This is a genomic window from Sphaerisporangium aureirubrum, from assembly GCF_042658925.1.
Classification (GTDB): domain Bacteria; phylum Actinomycetota; class Actinomycetes; order Streptosporangiales; family Streptosporangiaceae; genus Sphaerisporangium; species Sphaerisporangium aureirubrum.
Window position 1 is genome coordinate 1 of record NZ_JBHSRF010000053.1, and the last position, 13,679, is coordinate 13,679.

Below are 13,679 nucleotides of genomic sequence, written 5' to 3' on the forward strand. Positions count from 1 at the left end.
ATTGAGCCCTTCCCCTCGACCGTCACACGATGGCTCACTTTGTGCTAGCCGTCGATCGCTGATCGTCACCACTTACACCACTCGGCGGGACGTCACCCGCACATCACTCGCGTCGGCGCCGCGGGGAAGAACCAGTCGACCAAGGAGCCGATTATCCGCTTAAAGCGCGCCACCCAGCGTGGACCTCGCCGTCTCGGCGGAGCCACCCAGAGGGGTCCACACTGTCGTTGACGGCCATCCTTGATCTCCTTCGAACTTGATCTACGCACTCGACGGATCTGTGAGTCTTTCGATGGCGCCGTTGGTAGAGCGCTGCCACGCCCGGTGCCGGTGGTCTTGGCTGACTCTCGAAGGATCTGGCCGTCTGCGGGCGTACCCTGCGCGTGACTCGTCGCCGAGATCATCGGCATCGGCCTGGTTCACTTCGCTGACTTGATCAGAAGCCTGTCCGCCGTTGCGGCGTAACTCCTCACAGATATGTCCCCGCGGTGTGGGGAACGAGAAGCCCGGCAGGGCCGGGGGCGCGGGGGTGTCCCCCGCATAAGAGCAGCCCTTGCGGCTTCCGCGCGGAGCGCGCTCTTCGCAAGGACCGTTTCACCGGGCGGCCCGCGCACGCCAGGTTACCCGCCGTAAGACGGCGCCGGATTTGCCCTATACGGACTTCACTGCCTCGGCGCCGGGTGGCGTCCCGCCAAATGGTGCAATTCTGTGCCCGAACCGAAGCACCGAGATGTCCCCGATACCTAGTGGTCAGACCTTCGTACCCTCATCAAGGTGCACAATTCCCGCCACTCCAGGGAACGTCATCACCCGGCGCCGGAGAAGTGACCCGTGAGTGGGGCGGAGGTACGTCTGGGCGGGGTGCGGTGGCGCGGTGGGAACGATGGAGCCCGGCAGGGCCGGGGGCGCGGGGGTATCCCCCGCATAGAGCAGCCCTTGCGGCTTCCGCGCGGAGCGCGGCCTTCGCAAGGACCGTTTTACCGGCGCCCGCGCACGAGCCCGGCAGGGGCGGGGGTGCGGGGGTGTCCCCCGTACAAGAACAGTCCTTGCGGCTTTCGCGCGCAGCGCGCTATCCGCAAGGACCGATTCACCGGCGCAAGGACTATTTCACCGGCGCCCGCGCTACCTGGGTTACGGGAGGAGGCCGGGGAGGATCTGGTCGGCGATTCGGTCGGCTAGGTCGGGGGGGAGGGGGTCGTCGTTTTCGCGCCACTTGGTGAAGAAGAGCATGGCGCCGGTCAGGGAGGCCATGGCTACCTCCACGTCCAGGTCGGGGCGGAGTTCGCCGGAGGCGGTGCCGCGCTGGAGGACGACGCGGAGGGCCTCGCGGCGGGGCTTGATGGCGATCTCGCGGAAGCGTTCGGCGAGGGTGGGGAAGCGTTCGGACTCGCTCATGGCGATGTTCATGATGCAGCGGGTGCGGCGACTGTGGGACTCGTGCTGCATGGCGGCGAGGTAGCGGACGATGTTCTCGCGGACGGTGGGGGCGTCCAGGTCGGGGATCGGCGCCTTGAGGCTGGTCAGGGCGTCGACGACCAGGTCTTCCTTGCCGGACCAGCGGCGGTAGATCGTCGTCTTGCCCACGCCGGCCCGGGCCGCGATCGCCTCGATGGACAGCTCGGCCACCGTGGCGCCCTCGGCGATCATGTCGATCGTCGCGTCGATGATCGCCTTCTCGGCCTTCTCACTACGGGGACGGCCCGGAGTACGGGCCGTCCCTAGCTGATCAGTCACCATGGTGATCTCACACTACTGCCGGTTCCTTGGTTTCCGGTCGCGTCACCGGCACCTCGGCCGCCTCCTTGCCAGGAAGCCACTTCGCGACCACGGCCGCGCCGAACAGCGCCACCACCGCGGCGGCGATGGCCGCGACGTGCATGCCGTCCATGAACGCCTCCTTGGCGGGCGTCACGAGCGAGGCCCCCTGCGGGCCGAGCGACTGCGCGACCCCCATGGTCGCGGTGATCGACTCACCCGCGACGTGCCGCACGTTCTCCGGCAGCACCGTGAGCGAGCCCGCGATGTTGTCGCGGTAGACCGCCGACAGCACCGAGCCGAGGATCGCGACGCCGAGGGCGCCGGCCACCTGCCGGACGGTGTTGGTCATGGCCGACCCCACGCCCGCCTTCTCCCGGGGCAGCGACGACATGACCGCCTCCGTGGCGGGCGCGCCGATGTTGGCCATGGCGGCACCCTGCACGAAGCCGAGCACCTCGAACATCCAGATCGGCGTGTCCGCCTGCAGGAAGACGTATCCGGTCAGCGCGGCCGCGACCAGGAGCATGCTGACCGTCGCGACCTTCTTCCCGCCGAACCGGCGCACCATGCCGGCGCTGAGCGGGGAGAAGATGAGCTGCGCCGCCGCGAACGGCAGCACCAGGGCGCCGGACTGCAGCGGGCTGTACCCCTTGACGATCTGCAGGTAGAACGCCATGAAGAACATCACGCCCATCATGGAGAAGAACACGATGCCGACGCTGGCGACGGCGGTCGAGAACCTCGGAATCGCGAAGGAGCGCACGTCGAACGCCGGGTGCGCCGTCCGCCGCTCGTGCCAGACGAACAGCGCGAGCACCGCGACACCGGCGAGGGTGGGCAGCCACACCTGCGGCTCGGTGACGGTGCCGAGCTCGCCGCCCTTGATGATGCCCCACACCACGCCGACCAGGCCGACGATGGACAGCAGCACGCCCAGCGGGTCGAGCTGCGCCTTGTCGGGGTTGCGGGAGTCGGGCACCAGCACCGCGATCAGCACGGAGCTGATGATCACGACCGGCACGTTGATCAGGAAGACCGAGCCCCACCAGAAGTGCTCCAGCAGCAGGCCGCCGGTGATCGGGCCGATGGCGACGGCCAGGCCGACGCCGCCCGCCCAGATGCCGATCGCCTTGCCGCGCTCCCGGGGCGCGAAGACGTTCGAGATGATCGCCAGGGTGGCGGGCATGACGGCGGCGCCGCCGAGCCCCATCGCCGCCCGGGCGAAGATCAATTGTGTCGGGTCCTGTGCGTAGGCACTGGCCAGGGACGCGAGGCCGAACAGCACCATGCCGATCTGCAGCATCCGCTTGCGGCCGAACCTGTCACCGAGCACCCCGAAGGTGAACAGCAGGCCGGCGAACACCAGTGTGTAGGAGTTGATGGCCCACTCAAGCTGGCTCTGCGTCGCGCCGAGCCCGGCCACCGGGTCGGAGATGACCTTGAGAGCCACGTTGAGAATCGTGTTGTCCAGAACGATCGCCAGCAGGCTGAACACCATCACGCCGAGGACTTGCCATCTGCGCGGGTGACCTGACGCCGTTTCCACTTACTTTGCCCCCCATTAGAGCTGGTACATAAGTTTCGATACGCTGTAGTTTCGCAACGCAACCGTAGCGCTGGGACCTACGATACGCAACCGTCCCGTATCGAAACATCTTCCCAAGTATCCGGACATGTTCCGTTCACCCGCCCGCGCTCGCCCCCACCCCCGCATTAGGGCCGCTTTAGGGATCTTGGCAATACGGCCAGGCCGCCCGGCGCTCTCCCGCGGTGACCCCGCAAGTCAAGCCTGAGCCCCCCGATCGAGGGCAGGCGGCGGGGGAACGGACGCGTCCGGCACCGGGTGTGGACGCCTCGGTGAAGGGACTAGGAAGGGCTGTCCCCGGTGTTGTCAGGAAGGTCGCGCGTGCGATGATGCTGACCGTCCGGGGACGCCACAAGGGCGCCACGAGGCTGGAGGGATCAACGATGTCCTCTGTGTCAAGTATGTCCAGCTCACCGACCATGTTGTACGGCGGTAAGGCTGGCCGAAGGGTAACCGTCCGCGACATCTCCGCCGCCAAGGAGCGAGGCGAGAGATGGCCCATGGTCACCGCCTACGACGCGATGACCGCCAGGGTGTTCGACGAGGCCGGGATCCCGGTCATGCTGGTCGGCGACTCCGCCGCCATGGTCGTCTACGGCTACGACTCCACCCTGCCCGTATCCGTCGACGACCTCATCCCGCTCACGGCGGCCGTCGTCCGCGGCTCCTCCCGCGCCATGGTCGTGGCCGACCTGCCGTTCGGCTCCTACCAGTCGTCTCCGCAGCAGGCGCTGGAGTCCGCGGCCCGCTTCATGAAGGAAGCCGGCGCGCACGCCGTCAAGCTCGAAGGCGGCCGCCGCGTCCTGCCCCAGGTCGAGGCCCTCGTCTCGGCCGGCATCCCGGTGATGGGCCACCTCGGCCTCACCCCGCAGTCCGTCAACGTCTTCGGCGGCTACCGCGTGCAGGGCCGCGGCCAGTCCGGCGACGAGCTGATGGCCGACGCCAAGGCCCTGGAGCACGCGGGCGCCTTCGCCGTCGTCCTGGAGTGCGTCCCCGCCGACCTCGCCGACCGCGTCACCGCCGCCCTGTCGGTCCCCACCATCGGCATCGGCGCCGGCCCCGCCTGCGACGCCCAGGTGCTGGTCTGGCAGGACCTCATGGGCCTGACCCCGCACCCCGCCAAGTTCGTCAAGAAGTACTTCGACCTGGCCACCGAGATGAACCACGCCGTCCGCGCCTTCGCCGACGAGGTCGTCTCCGGGGCCTTCCCCACTCCCGAGCACACCTACCGCTGACCCCGCCTGAGGCCGTGCCGGGCCCGCCCGGCACGGCCTTCCCATCACGTCAGGCCAGGGTCGACGGGTCGGTGTTGGCGCCGCAGACCAGTACGACGACCCGCTCGCCGGGCGCGGGGGTGTAGGCGCCGGAGCGGAGGGCCGCCATCGCGGTGGCGCCGGAGTGTTCGGCGGCGATGCGGTACGTGCGCCACAGGTGGTCGCGGGCCTCGACGATGGCGTCCTCGCCGACCAGGACGGAACGGATCCCGGCGGCGGCCACGGTGTCGTAGGCGACGCGGCCGAGACGGCTGGCGCCGAGGGCGTCGGCGGCCACGCCGCTGACGGGGACCTGGACGGGGCCGCCGTTCGCCAGGGCGTCGTGCAGGGTGGGGATCAGGGCCGGTTCGACGGCGACGACGCCGGCCGCGCCGTCCAGGGCCGCCGTGATGCCCGCGACCAGGCCCCCGCCGCCGACGGCGACCAGGATGGTGTCGAACGCACCGGTCTGCTCCAGCAGCTCCAGGCCCACCGTGCCCTGACCCGCGACCACGTCGGCGTGCTCGTAGGCATGGATCTCCAGGGCGCCCGTCTCGGCCGCCCGCTTGGCCGAGGCCTCGTACGCCTCGGCGTAGATGGCCCCGGTCTGGGTGACATGGGCGCCGAGGGCCCGCAGGCCCGCGACCTTGACCGGCGCGCAGATCTCCGGGACGAAGATCTCGGCCCGGACGCCCAGCATCCGGGCCGCGTACGCGACGCCCACGCCGTGGTTGCCGCCGCTGGCGGCGATGACGCCCGCCTCGGGGAGGTCGCCCGCGGCCAGGATGCGGTTGAAGGCGCCGCGCGCCTTGAACGAACCGCCGTGCTGGAGGAGTTCGAGCTTCAGTGTCAGGTCCGGTGTGTCCTCGAGGACCGGGGTGCGGCGCACGTGCGCGGCGATCCGGGTGGCGGCTCGCTCGACGTCGGGACGTGTCACGACCATGTGCGGCTCCTCGTCTCCAGGCACGGCCACGCGGCCGACCAGGCAGTTTCCTGACTCCCTCGCCGGGTGTCAAGCCGGGACGGTCAGCCGCCCACCTGGTCGAGGGCCTGCGCGAAGTCGTCCCAGATGTCCTCGGCGTGCTCGATGCCCGTCGACACCCGCACACTCCCCTGCCCGATCCCCACCGCGGCAAGCTCCTCCGGAGTCAGCATGCGGTGTGAGGATGTGGCCGGGTGGAACACCAGGGTCTCCACGCCGCCGAGGGACGGGGCGAGTTGCGCCAGCCGTACGGCGGTCATGAACCGCTCCCCCGCCTCCCGCCCGGCGGCCAGGTCGAAGGTGAACATGCCTCCGAAGTCGGACATCAGCTTGGCGGCCAGCCCGTGGGACGGGTGGCTCGGCAGGCCCGGCCAGTGCACGGCGCCGACGGCGGGGTGCTCGGCGAGGCGGGTGGCGAGCACGCGGGCGTTGTCGCAGTGGCGGGCCATCCGCAGGGACAGGGTGCGCATGCCGCGCAGCGTGAGCCAGGCTCCGAACGGGTCGGGGGTGGCGCCGAGCTCGATGGCGTACGACCACACCTTGCGGTACAGCGCGTCGCCGGCGAAGACCGCGATGCCGCCGAGCACGTCGCTGTGCCCGCCGAGGTACTTGGTGGTGGAGTGCACCACGATGTCGGCGCCGTGCTCCAGCGGGCGGCAGAGCACCGGCGAGGCGAACGTGTTGTCCACCACCGAGATCAGGCCGGCCTCGCGGGCGGCCGCGCACATGCCGGGAATGTCGGCCACCTGGGTCATGGGGTTGGCGATGGTCTCCAGGTACAGCAGCCGCGTCTCGGGCCGGATCGCCGCGCGGGCCGCCTCCGGGTCGTCCTGCGCGACGTAGGTGACCGCGATCTGGAACCGGGCCGCCATGTCGGCGATCAGGCCGGCCGTGCCGCCGTACAGGGCGGGCTGCGCGATCAGGTGGTCGCCCGGCTTGAGCAGCCCGAGCAGCACCGCGCTGATCGCCCCCATGCCGGACGACGCCGCCACCGAGGCCACCCCGCCCTCCAGCCCGGCCATCGCCTCCTCCAGCGTCCGCACCGTCGGGTTGCTCAGCCGCCCGTAGACGAACGCGCCGTCCGGCCGGCTCAGCCCGTCCGCCACCACCGCCGGGTCGTCGAACGCGAACCCCGACGTCTGGTAGATGGGCGGCGCCATGGGCCGGGCGCCGTCCAGCGGGGGGACGGGCAGGTGGACGGCACGGCTGTCGAAGTGCATATCGGTCATATGGCTAAGGATGACGCCCTACACACCATTTGTCAGATCTGTCGTTTTCGTCACATATCAGTGTCCGACAGCTCCGGCACGACCTCACACGTCGGTGATCCGCAGCCCCGCGTGCGCCTTGTACCGGCGGTTGATGGAGATCAGGTTCGCGGTCAGCGCCTCCACCTGCCGCGCGTTGCGGAGCCGACCGCCGTACACCCCACGGGCCCCCGGGATGCGCGCCGCGAGGGCCTGCACCAGGCCGGTCGCCTCGCGGTCGTCGCCCAGCACCAGCACGTCCAGGTCCACCGCATCGACGGCCGGGTCGAGCAGCACCACGGCCGACACATGGTGGAACGCCGCCACGACCCGGCTGTCCGGCAGCACCGCCGCCGCCTGCTGCGCCGCGCTGCCCTCCTCGACCTCCAGCGCGTACGCCCCCTGCTTGTCGAAGCCCAGCGGGTTCACGCAGTCGACCACGATCTTCCCGGCCAGCTCGGACCGGAGCGACTCCAGCGTGGCCCGGTGCCCGTCCCACGGCACCGCCACGATCACGATGTCGGCCCCGGCCGCCGCGGCGGCGTTCTCCGCGCCGCGCACCGGCAGGTCCCCGAGGCTCGCCGCCGCCTCCTCGGCCCGGCCCGCGCTGCGCGACCCGATCACCACCTGGTGCCCGGCCAGCGCGAACCGCCGCGCCAGCCCCTTGCCCTGGTCACCGGTGCCGCCGAGGATGCCGATGGTCAGGCCGTCCACGTCTCGAAGCTCATCACCCATGTCCACGATCATGCCAGGCGCACCCGGCGAGGACGGCAGGCGGACCACGCCGTTCCGCAAACCGCCACATCACGCCAGTGGTTTTCGCCGGACGGCGGCGGCGCCGCTGATGCACCATGGAGGCCATGGACGCTGCGTCGGTGGCCTTCCTGCGCGATGTGCTCTCCACGACCGGCTGGGTCGAGCGCACCCGCCATCTCGGTCTCTCCCTGCGCGCCACCCGCACCCCCGGTGGCCTGCTGGTGGTCGGCACGCCGGACGAGGAGCCGTGGCACCTCACCGCCCACCTGAGCGACGAGGCCCGCCTGTCCGGCCTCGTCCAGCTGGCCCCCACGCTGGTCCGCTGGTCCCCTCCCCCGGGCGCGCCGCGCCATCTGGCCGTCGGCATGGAGCGCGTCGAGACCGCCGGGCGCGGCGAGACCGTCTTCGTGGTCGCCGAGCGGAAGGCCCCGGTGCCGCTGCTGGAGCGCGTCGACGACGCCCGCCGGACCGGCGCCACGATCATCGCCCTGGACGGCGGGGACCCCGAGCTGGAGTACCTCGCCCACGACGCGCTGGCCGTGCCCCCCAAGGACGACCTGTTCACCTTCGACGCCGCCCAGCACCTGGTGAGCGCCGCCGCGGGCGACACCTCCCGCTCCCGCACCAAACTGCTGGAGCGCCTGGCCCGCCTGGCCGAGCGCATCACCGGCCCGCGCGTCACGGACTGACGGTCACCGCCCCGGGGTCATCAAGGGACGTCACAGATGGCGGAGCAGGCAGAACGGGTGCCCCGCCGGGTCCGCGTAGACGCGCCATCTGCGTCCCTCGGCCGGGTCCAGCACCGTCGCGCCGCCCGCCAGCACCACCTCGTGCGCCTTCTCCAGGTCCGGGACCCCGAAGTCCAGGTGGAACTGCTGCGGGTGCGCCGGGTCCGGCCACTTCGGCGGCCGGTAGTCCTCGACCCGCTGGAACGCGAAGACGTTCCCGGACGGCAGGTGCAGCGTCGCCCAGTCCTCGTCGACGGACCACCGCCGGTCCGGCTTGTTGACGACCCCGCCGAGCAGCGACCGGTAGAACCCGGCGAGCCCCAGAGGATCGGGGCAGTCCAGGACCACGCATTCCAGTTCAGCGATCATGGCCGCATCCTAGGACGCTCGGCGGACATTTCTCCCCGAGCGTGATCTTCGTCAGAATATTGCAGGATAAATCCTGTTATGAGGATCTCGGGGAGGATCAGACGCGCGGCCCTGGCCGTTGTGCTCATCCTCGTCGTCTCGTCCGCCTCGATGCCCCTGTGGCACTACGCCAACCCGGAGATCGTGCGGATCGCCTACCGGCTGCAGACGAAGGGGATCGTCTACTCGTGGGGCGGCGGGCACGCCGACAAACCGGGACCGTCCAAGGGGACCTGCCTGGGGTACCACGGGAAGATCAAGCCGTGCCCGGCGGCGAAGACCCGCGGGCTGGACTGCTCGGGGTTCACCCGCTGGGTCTACGCGCTCGCGCACGGCACCGACGTGCTCGGACCGGGCAACACCGACGACCACCTGAAGCGGATGCGCCGGGTGCGCACGCCTCGCCCGGGCGACCTGGTCTACTTCGGGAAGATCAAGAAGACCCGGCACGTCGGTGTCTACCTCGGTCAGGGGAGGATGATGAACGCGCCGGAGACCGGCGCCAAGGTGCGCGTCGATCGCATCAAGCGGAAAGACTTCCTCGGCTACTTCCGCTACTGAACGACGGCGCCGGCGCGCCGTGGTCCTCCGGCTCGCCGGCGACACGCGCCGAGGCGGTCAGTCGTCGTCCCACTCCTTGTCGGCCTCCCGCCAGGACTTGTTGCGGGCGGCGGCGGTCTCCAGGGCCGCGGCGGCCTGCTCCCGGGTCGGATACGGCCCCAGGCGGTCCTTGTTGGGGCAACCCTTGTCCGGCTCCACCGCCATGTGCTTCAGGCAGAACCACCACTGCTCACCGGTCATGTCGCCCTCCTCACCGGGTGGCCGTGAGGCGTCTCACCCGGAACGTCCGCCACGCTCGGTCTCTGCCACATCTTGCCCTGCCGGGGCGGAACTAGACTTGGCTCCATGACGACATCGCTCCGGCCCGGACGGCTCTCGCCCACCCGCAAGGTCCCGGCCCACATCGAGCGCCCGGAGTACGTCGGCCGCAAGGAGCCCCGCAAGGGCGGCCCCGATGTCCAGACTCCCGAGACGATCGAGCTCATGCGCGTGGCCGGGCGCATCGCCGCCCAGGCGCTGGAAGAGGTCGGCAAGCACGTGGCCCCCGGCGTCACCACCGACGAGCTCGACCGCATCGGCCACGAGTTCCTCTGCGACCACGGCGCCTACCCCTCCACCCTCGGGTACCGCGGCTACCCCAAGTCCCTGTGCAGCTCGATCAACGAGGTCATCTGCCACGGCATCCCCGACGACACCGTGCTGCGGGACGGCGACATCGTCAACATCGACATCACCGGGTACATCGGCGGCGTGCACGGCGACACCGACGCCACGTACCTCGTGGGCGAGGTCGACGAGGAGTCCCGCCTGCTGGTGGAGCGCACCCGCGAGGCCATGATGCGCGCCATCAAGGCCGTCGCCCCCGGCCGCCAGCTCAACATCGTCGGCCGCGTCATCTCCGCGTACGCCAAGCGCTTCGGCTACGGCGTGGTCCGCGACTTCACCGGCCACGGCATCTCCACGTCGTTCCACTCGGGCCTGATCGTCCCCCACTACGACGACCCGACCCTGACCGTCACCCTGGTCCCCGGCATGACCTTCACCATCGAGCCCATGCTCACCCTCGGCACCATCGAGTACGACCTGTGGCCCGACGGCTGGACGGCCGTCACCCGCGACCGCAAGCGCACCGCCCAGTTCGAGCACACCATCGTCGTCACCGACTCCGGCAGCGAGATCCTCACCCTCCCTTGAGTCTCCTCCAGGAGGAGACGTCAGGCTGAGCGGCATGGACGGCGACACGCTCTACTCGATCGGCGACCTGGCCCGGCGCACAGGCCTGCCGGTCAAGGTCATCCGGTTCTACTCCGACCGCGGGATCGTGCCGCCCACCACCCGCACCCCCGCCGGCTACCGCCTGTACGACCGCGCCGCCGCGGCCCGCCTGGACCTCGTCCGCACCCTGCGCGCCCTCGGCCTCGGCCTCCCCGCGATCCGCGGGGTCGTGAACCAGGAGCTCACCCTCCCCGAGGTCGCCGCGACCCACGCCGAGGCCCTGGCGGTCCAGATCCGCCTGCTCCGGCTGCAGCACGCGGTGCTCACGGCGGTCGCCAGGCGCGAGGCCGGCCCCGAGGAGATGGATCTCATGCACAGACTCGCCCGGCTCTCCGAGCAGGAACGCCGCGACCTGATCGCCGCCTTCCTCGACGCCGCCTTCACCCCCCGCCGCGAGTTCGAGGGCATCCGGCGTACGATGACCCCCGAACTCCCCGCCGACCCCACCTCCGCGCAGCTCGACGCGTGGGTCGAACTGGCGCAACTCTCCCAGGACCCCGGCTTCCGCACCACCATGCGCCACCTCGCCGACCACTTCCGGCCCCCCGTCCCCCGCGAGGACTTCGTCGCCGTCCCCCGCGAGGACGTCCACGGCATCCCCCGGGAGGACATCCCCGCCGTGCCCTGCGCCGTCGCCGCGGCACGCGTCCGGTCCTCCGCTCCCGCCATCCGCCGCCCCACCGTCGCCGCGGTCCTCGACGAGGTCACTCCGGCCCTGAGCGCCGGCGTCGACCCCGCCTCCCCCGAGGCGGCCCCGGTCGTCGCCGCGTTCACCGCCGAACACGCGCGCACCTGCGGCACCGAGGACGGCCCCGCCCTCCGGCGCCGCCTGCTCACCCACCTGGAGACCGCGAACGACCCCCGCCGCGAGCGGTACTTCCGGCTCCTCGCCGTCATCAACGACTGGCTCCCACCGGACAGCCTCACCCTGGCCCTCGACTGGTCCATCCGCGCACTGCGCGCTCACCCGATCCCGGGCTGACCACTACGGCTTTCTCGCACGCATCGTCAAGTGGACGGCACGGAAAGACAACAGCCATGGATCGAATAAATGGCATCGTCATCCGTAGCACTTGATTTTGCCCGGAAACGTCATTCCGGCCAGATCAGCCGCCCCTTTATTGATCCCTGCGTTTGGCGAACGCACCTGTTCCAGATGGAGGAAAGATGACACACATCGGCAGGAAGCTCGGCGCGATCTTAGCGGGCATCGGCCTCGGGATGGCCGCTGCGACCGTTCCCGCGAATCCCGCGGCAGCCGCACCGGAGGTCGACGACTTCTTTGTCTGCGGCGGCTACGAGCCGGCGTGCGAAGGCGGTTACACCGAGGGTACGATCAGGTGGCTGAATCGTAGTGCGCAGATCCACGGAGTTGTTTTCGACCGCGGCGAGGGAAGCACGACAGCCATCTTCGAGGCGTTCACCGCGAGCAACGTCAAGGTCGATTCTCAGACCAGGACCGCCGATGACGACGGATACATCAACGGCAGGACTGTGCCATTCGATTTTCCCATCGGGGATCCGGACCTGGTCGGCGGCATCAACCGCATCAGGATCACCGTCTGCTTCAACCTGACCCCGCGTGACTGCAGCAAACAAGCGAACGAGACAAGGGGTTAGCGACGACGATCACACCGAGGCGCAGGCACCGCTCGTATGTCGGCTCCGCTCGGTCCACCTCCTCCGGCGCGAAGTAGTCCCGCAGCAGAGCGATCTCGCCGTCGCGGAGGCGGAAGATCTGCAACAGGGACATGGTCGTGTCCCCCGCGCTGCCGCTGAGGGCGGTGTCGATCTCGGCGATGAAGACGTCGGGGTCGGTGGTGGAGTGCAGCACGTATCGGCTTTCCGCAACGTTCACCATGCGGTCTCCACGTGCCGGACGCCGTTCGTAGTAGGCGCCCATCCCGGTGCGGATCTGCTCACCGTCCACGGTGAACAGCTCGGCCTGAGCGCGGGGAGGATCGTCGTGACAGGCCGTCAGACCGCGCGCTCGGCGATCACCACGGGGATGTCCCGGCCGGTGGTCTCCTGGTACTCCTGGTAGGCCGGCATCATGTCGACCATCAGCCGCCACAGCCGGGGTTTCTCCTCAGCCGTGGCGGTCCGCGTGACCACGGCGAACGTCTCCGCGCCGACCTGCACCACGGCGCCGGGCTCCGCGACCAGGTTGAGGTACCACGCGGGATGCCGGTCCGCGCCGGAGTCGGACGCCGCGAGGATGTAGCGGTCGCCGTCGCGCGCGTAGAGGAGTGCGGTGCGGCGGAGCTTGCCCGTCCTGCGGCCGCGCGTCGTCAGCAGCAGGTCGTTCATGCCCGGCCGGGCCTGACCACCCGTCTCCACGAACCGGCGGATGTGCTGCGCCACCCACTGGTCCGGGCTGTCGACGATCTCCTCCTCCATCAGCCCTCCTCCACGCCGAGATGCACCCGATGGTGGCCGGGAAAGTCGATCTCGTCGAGCAGCGCGATCGCGAAGTCGGCATAGGAGACGCGACTGGCCGCGTCGGCCGGGGCCGTACGGTATCGGCCCGTGCGGGAGCCGCCGTGGTCGAAGTCACCGGCCGGGCTGACCACCAGCCAGTCGAGCCCGGTGGCGGCGCCACGCAGCACCTCGGTCCCGGCCGCGTGCCCGAGGTAGAACGACCGGTACTCCTGCGGGTAGCCGGGCGTGTCCATGAGCGGCACCCCCGACGCGTCCTCCAGCACCGACGCCAGTCCGACCACCACCAACCGGTTCACCCCGGCCTTCGCCAGCCCGGCGGCCAGAGCGCGTGCGGCGCCGGGGAAGAAGACGCCGGCCTCGACGCCCCAGTCGTAGACGGCGCTGATCGCGGCGTCGTGCCCCTCGGCGAGCCTCGCGACCCCGCCCGCGTCCGTGACGTCCCCGGCGGCGACCCGCACCCCGTCCGCCGCCAGATCCCCGTACTTGCCCGGGTCCCGCACCACCGCGGTGACCTGGTGCCCCCGCCGCCGCGCCTCGTGCACGGCCGCCCGCCCCGCCCTGCCCCCCGCGCCGAAGACAACGATCTCGCTCATCCGAACCCCTGCCGTCCAGGGCCGGGGTCCTTCCTGATCACCGGCCACTGCCCGGGAGGCTAGCCGGACAGCTGGTTACCACCGGGATACC

At 70.5% G+C, this 13,679-nt stretch carries 16 protein-coding genes; 6 read left to right on the top strand and 10 right to left on the bottom strand.

The annotated features are described in order from the left end of the window. Positions 1-1,131 precede the first annotated feature (1,131 nt). Both ACFP1K_RS27720 and ACFP1K_RS27725 read right to left on the bottom strand, forming a co-directional pair. Positions 1,132-1,737 (bottom strand): TetR/AcrR family transcriptional regulator, encoded by a 606-nt coding sequence (locus ACFP1K_RS27720; protein WP_380758618.1) that lies wholly within the window; start codon positions 1,735-1,737, stop codon positions 1,132-1,134. A 7-nt stretch (positions 1,738-1,744) separates the two neighbouring features. Continuing rightward, positions 1,745-3,256, bottom strand: a complete 1,512-nt coding sequence (locus ACFP1K_RS27725) for an MFS transporter (RefSeq protein ID WP_380758621.1) — start codon at positions 3,254-3,256, stop codon at positions 1,745-1,747. Positions 3,257-3,726: 470 nt separating this feature from the next. Here ACFP1K_RS27725 and panB point away from each other — a divergent pair, with 470 nt between their 5' ends. Next, the gene (gene panB / locus ACFP1K_RS27730) at positions 3,727-4,578 is read left to right on the top strand and encodes a 3-methyl-2-oxobutanoate hydroxymethyltransferase (protein ID WP_380758624.1); all 852 of its coding nucleotides are present in this window, start codon (positions 3,727-3,729) and stop codon (positions 4,576-4,578) included. 49 nt (positions 4,579-4,627) lie between these two features. Here panB and ACFP1K_RS27735 read toward each other — a convergent pair whose 3' ends face one another. From ACFP1K_RS27735 to npdG, 3 genes are all read right to left on the bottom strand, one after another. Then, complete coding sequence (locus ACFP1K_RS27735) at positions 4,628-5,539, bottom strand: threonine/serine dehydratase (protein ID WP_380758626.1); 912 nt, start codon at positions 5,537-5,539, stop codon at positions 4,628-4,630. Positions 5,540-5,622: 83 nt separating this feature from the next. After that, positions 5,623-6,807, bottom strand: a complete 1,185-nt coding sequence (locus tag ACFP1K_RS27740) for a trans-sulfuration enzyme family protein (RefSeq protein ID WP_380758628.1) — start codon at positions 6,805-6,807, stop codon at positions 5,623-5,625. An 84-nt stretch (positions 6,808-6,891) separates the two neighbouring features. Then, positions 6,892-7,560 (bottom strand): NADPH-dependent F420 reductase, encoded by a 669-nt coding sequence (gene npdG / locus ACFP1K_RS27745; RefSeq protein ID WP_380758630.1) that lies wholly within the window; start codon positions 7,558-7,560, stop codon positions 6,892-6,894. 125 nt (positions 7,561-7,685) lie between these two features. Between npdG and ACFP1K_RS27750 the strand changes: the two genes are divergently transcribed. Continuing rightward, the gene (locus tag ACFP1K_RS27750) at positions 7,686-8,270 is read left to right on the top strand and encodes a hypothetical protein (protein WP_380758632.1); all 585 of its coding nucleotides are present in this window, start codon (positions 7,686-7,688) and stop codon (positions 8,268-8,270) included. Positions 8,271-8,300: 30 nt separating this feature from the next. On the opposite strand, the gene ACFP1K_RS27755 is transcribed toward ACFP1K_RS27750, so the two are convergent. Further along, complete coding sequence (locus ACFP1K_RS27755; RefSeq protein ID WP_380758634.1) at positions 8,301-8,678, bottom strand: VOC family protein; 378 nt, start codon at positions 8,676-8,678, stop codon at positions 8,301-8,303. A gap of 78 nt (positions 8,679-8,756) precedes the next feature. Here ACFP1K_RS27755 and ACFP1K_RS27760 point away from each other — a divergent pair, with 78 nt between their 5' ends. After that, on the top strand, positions 8,757-9,278 hold the full coding sequence (locus tag ACFP1K_RS27760; protein WP_380758636.1) for a C40 family peptidase: 522 nt from the start codon (positions 8,757-8,759) through the stop codon (positions 9,276-9,278). A gap of 57 nt (positions 9,279-9,335) precedes the next feature. On the opposite strand, the gene ACFP1K_RS27765 is transcribed toward ACFP1K_RS27760, so the two are convergent. Then, complete coding sequence (locus ACFP1K_RS27765; RefSeq protein WP_380758638.1) at positions 9,336-9,518, bottom strand: hypothetical protein; 183 nt, start codon at positions 9,516-9,518, stop codon at positions 9,336-9,338. A gap of 105 nt (positions 9,519-9,623) precedes the next feature. On the opposite strand from ACFP1K_RS27765, the gene map reads away from it, so the two are divergent. The 3 genes from map to ACFP1K_RS27780 all read left to right on the top strand — a co-directional run bounded on the left by map (position 9,624) and on the right by ACFP1K_RS27780 (position 12,173). Then, positions 9,624-10,472 carry a type I methionyl aminopeptidase gene (map, locus tag ACFP1K_RS27770; RefSeq protein WP_380758640.1) on the top strand — a complete coding sequence of 283 codons (849 nt, stop codon included), beginning with the start codon at positions 9,624-9,626 and terminating at the stop codon, positions 10,470-10,472. 34 nt (positions 10,473-10,506) lie between these two features. Beyond that, complete coding sequence (locus ACFP1K_RS27775; protein WP_380758642.1) at positions 10,507-11,535, top strand: MerR family transcriptional regulator; 1,029 nt, start codon at positions 10,507-10,509, stop codon at positions 11,533-11,535. A 185-nt stretch (positions 11,536-11,720) separates the two neighbouring features. After that, a complete protein-coding gene (locus ACFP1K_RS27780; RefSeq protein ID WP_380758644.1) occupies positions 11,721-12,173 on the top strand; it encodes a hypothetical protein in 453 nt (150 codons plus the stop codon). On the opposite strand, the gene ACFP1K_RS27785 is transcribed toward ACFP1K_RS27780, so the two are convergent. The 3 genes from ACFP1K_RS27785 to ACFP1K_RS27795 are packed head-to-tail and all read right to left on the bottom strand — an operon-like array spanning position 12,121 to position 13,588. Then, a complete protein-coding gene (locus ACFP1K_RS27785; protein ID WP_380758646.1) occupies positions 12,121-12,483 on the bottom strand; it encodes a hypothetical protein in 363 nt (120 codons plus the stop codon). The two genes, ACFP1K_RS27780 and ACFP1K_RS27785, sit on opposite strands and share 53 nt — an antisense overlap. A gap of 47 nt (positions 12,484-12,530) precedes the next feature. Then, positions 12,531-12,953, bottom strand: a complete 423-nt coding sequence (locus ACFP1K_RS27790; protein ID WP_380758648.1) for a nitroreductase family deazaflavin-dependent oxidoreductase — start codon at positions 12,951-12,953, stop codon at positions 12,531-12,533. Then, on the bottom strand, positions 12,953-13,588 hold the full coding sequence (locus ACFP1K_RS27795; protein ID WP_380758650.1) for an NAD(P)-dependent oxidoreductase: 636 nt from the start codon (positions 13,586-13,588) through the stop codon (positions 12,953-12,955). Before ACFP1K_RS27795 ends, ACFP1K_RS27790 begins: the two co-directional genes overlap by 1 nt. Positions 13,589-13,679: the final 91 nt, after the last annotated feature.

Bases quoted from the DNA above. Each gene is read 5' to 3' on its own strand.
- ACFP1K_RS27735 (WP_380758626.1), bottom strand. From the start codon at position 5,539: ATGGTCGTGACACGTCCCGACGTCGAGCGAGCCGCCACCCGGATCGCC.
- ACFP1K_RS27740 (WP_380758628.1), bottom strand. From the start codon at position 6,807: ATGACCGATATGCACTTCGACAGCCGTGCCGTCCACCTGCCCGTCCCC.
- ACFP1K_RS27755 (WP_380758634.1), bottom strand. From the start codon at position 8,678: ATGATCGCTGAACTGGAATGCGTGGTCCTGGACTGCCCCGATCCTCTG.
- ACFP1K_RS27765 (WP_380758638.1), bottom strand. From the start codon at position 9,518: ATGACCGGTGAGCAGTGGTGGTTCTGCCTGAAGCACATGGCGGTGGAG.
- ACFP1K_RS27790 (WP_380758648.1), bottom strand. From the start codon at position 12,953: ATGGAGGAGGAGATCGTCGACAGCCCGGACCAGTGGGTGGCGCAGCAC.
- ACFP1K_RS27780 (WP_380758644.1), top strand. From the start codon at position 11,721: ATGACACACATCGGCAGGAAGCTCGGCGCGATCTTAGCGGGCATCGGC.
- ACFP1K_RS27750 (WP_380758632.1), top strand. From the start codon at position 7,686: ATGGACGCTGCGTCGGTGGCCTTCCTGCGCGATGTGCTCTCCACGACC.
- npdG (WP_380758630.1), bottom strand. From the start codon at position 7,560: ATGGGTGATGAGCTTCGAGACGTGGACGGCCTGACCATCGGCATCCTC.
- ACFP1K_RS27775 (WP_380758642.1), top strand. From the start codon at position 10,507: ATGGACGGCGACACGCTCTACTCGATCGGCGACCTGGCCCGGCGCACA.
- ACFP1K_RS27795 (WP_380758650.1), bottom strand. From the start codon at position 13,588: ATGAGCGAGATCGTTGTCTTCGGCGCGGGGGGCAGGGCGGGGCGGGCG.
- ACFP1K_RS27760 (WP_380758636.1), top strand. From the start codon at position 8,757: ATGAGGATCTCGGGGAGGATCAGACGCGCGGCCCTGGCCGTTGTGCTC.
- panB (WP_380758624.1), top strand. From the start codon at position 3,727: ATGTCCTCTGTGTCAAGTATGTCCAGCTCACCGACCATGTTGTACGGC.
- map (WP_380758640.1), top strand. From the start codon at position 9,624: ATGACGACATCGCTCCGGCCCGGACGGCTCTCGCCCACCCGCAAGGTC.
- ACFP1K_RS27720 (WP_380758618.1), bottom strand. From the start codon at position 1,737: ATGGTGACTGATCAGCTAGGGACGGCCCGTACTCCGGGCCGTCCCCGT.
- ACFP1K_RS27725 (WP_380758621.1), bottom strand. From the start codon at position 3,256: ATGGTGTTCAGCCTGCTGGCGATCGTTCTGGACAACACGATTCTCAAC.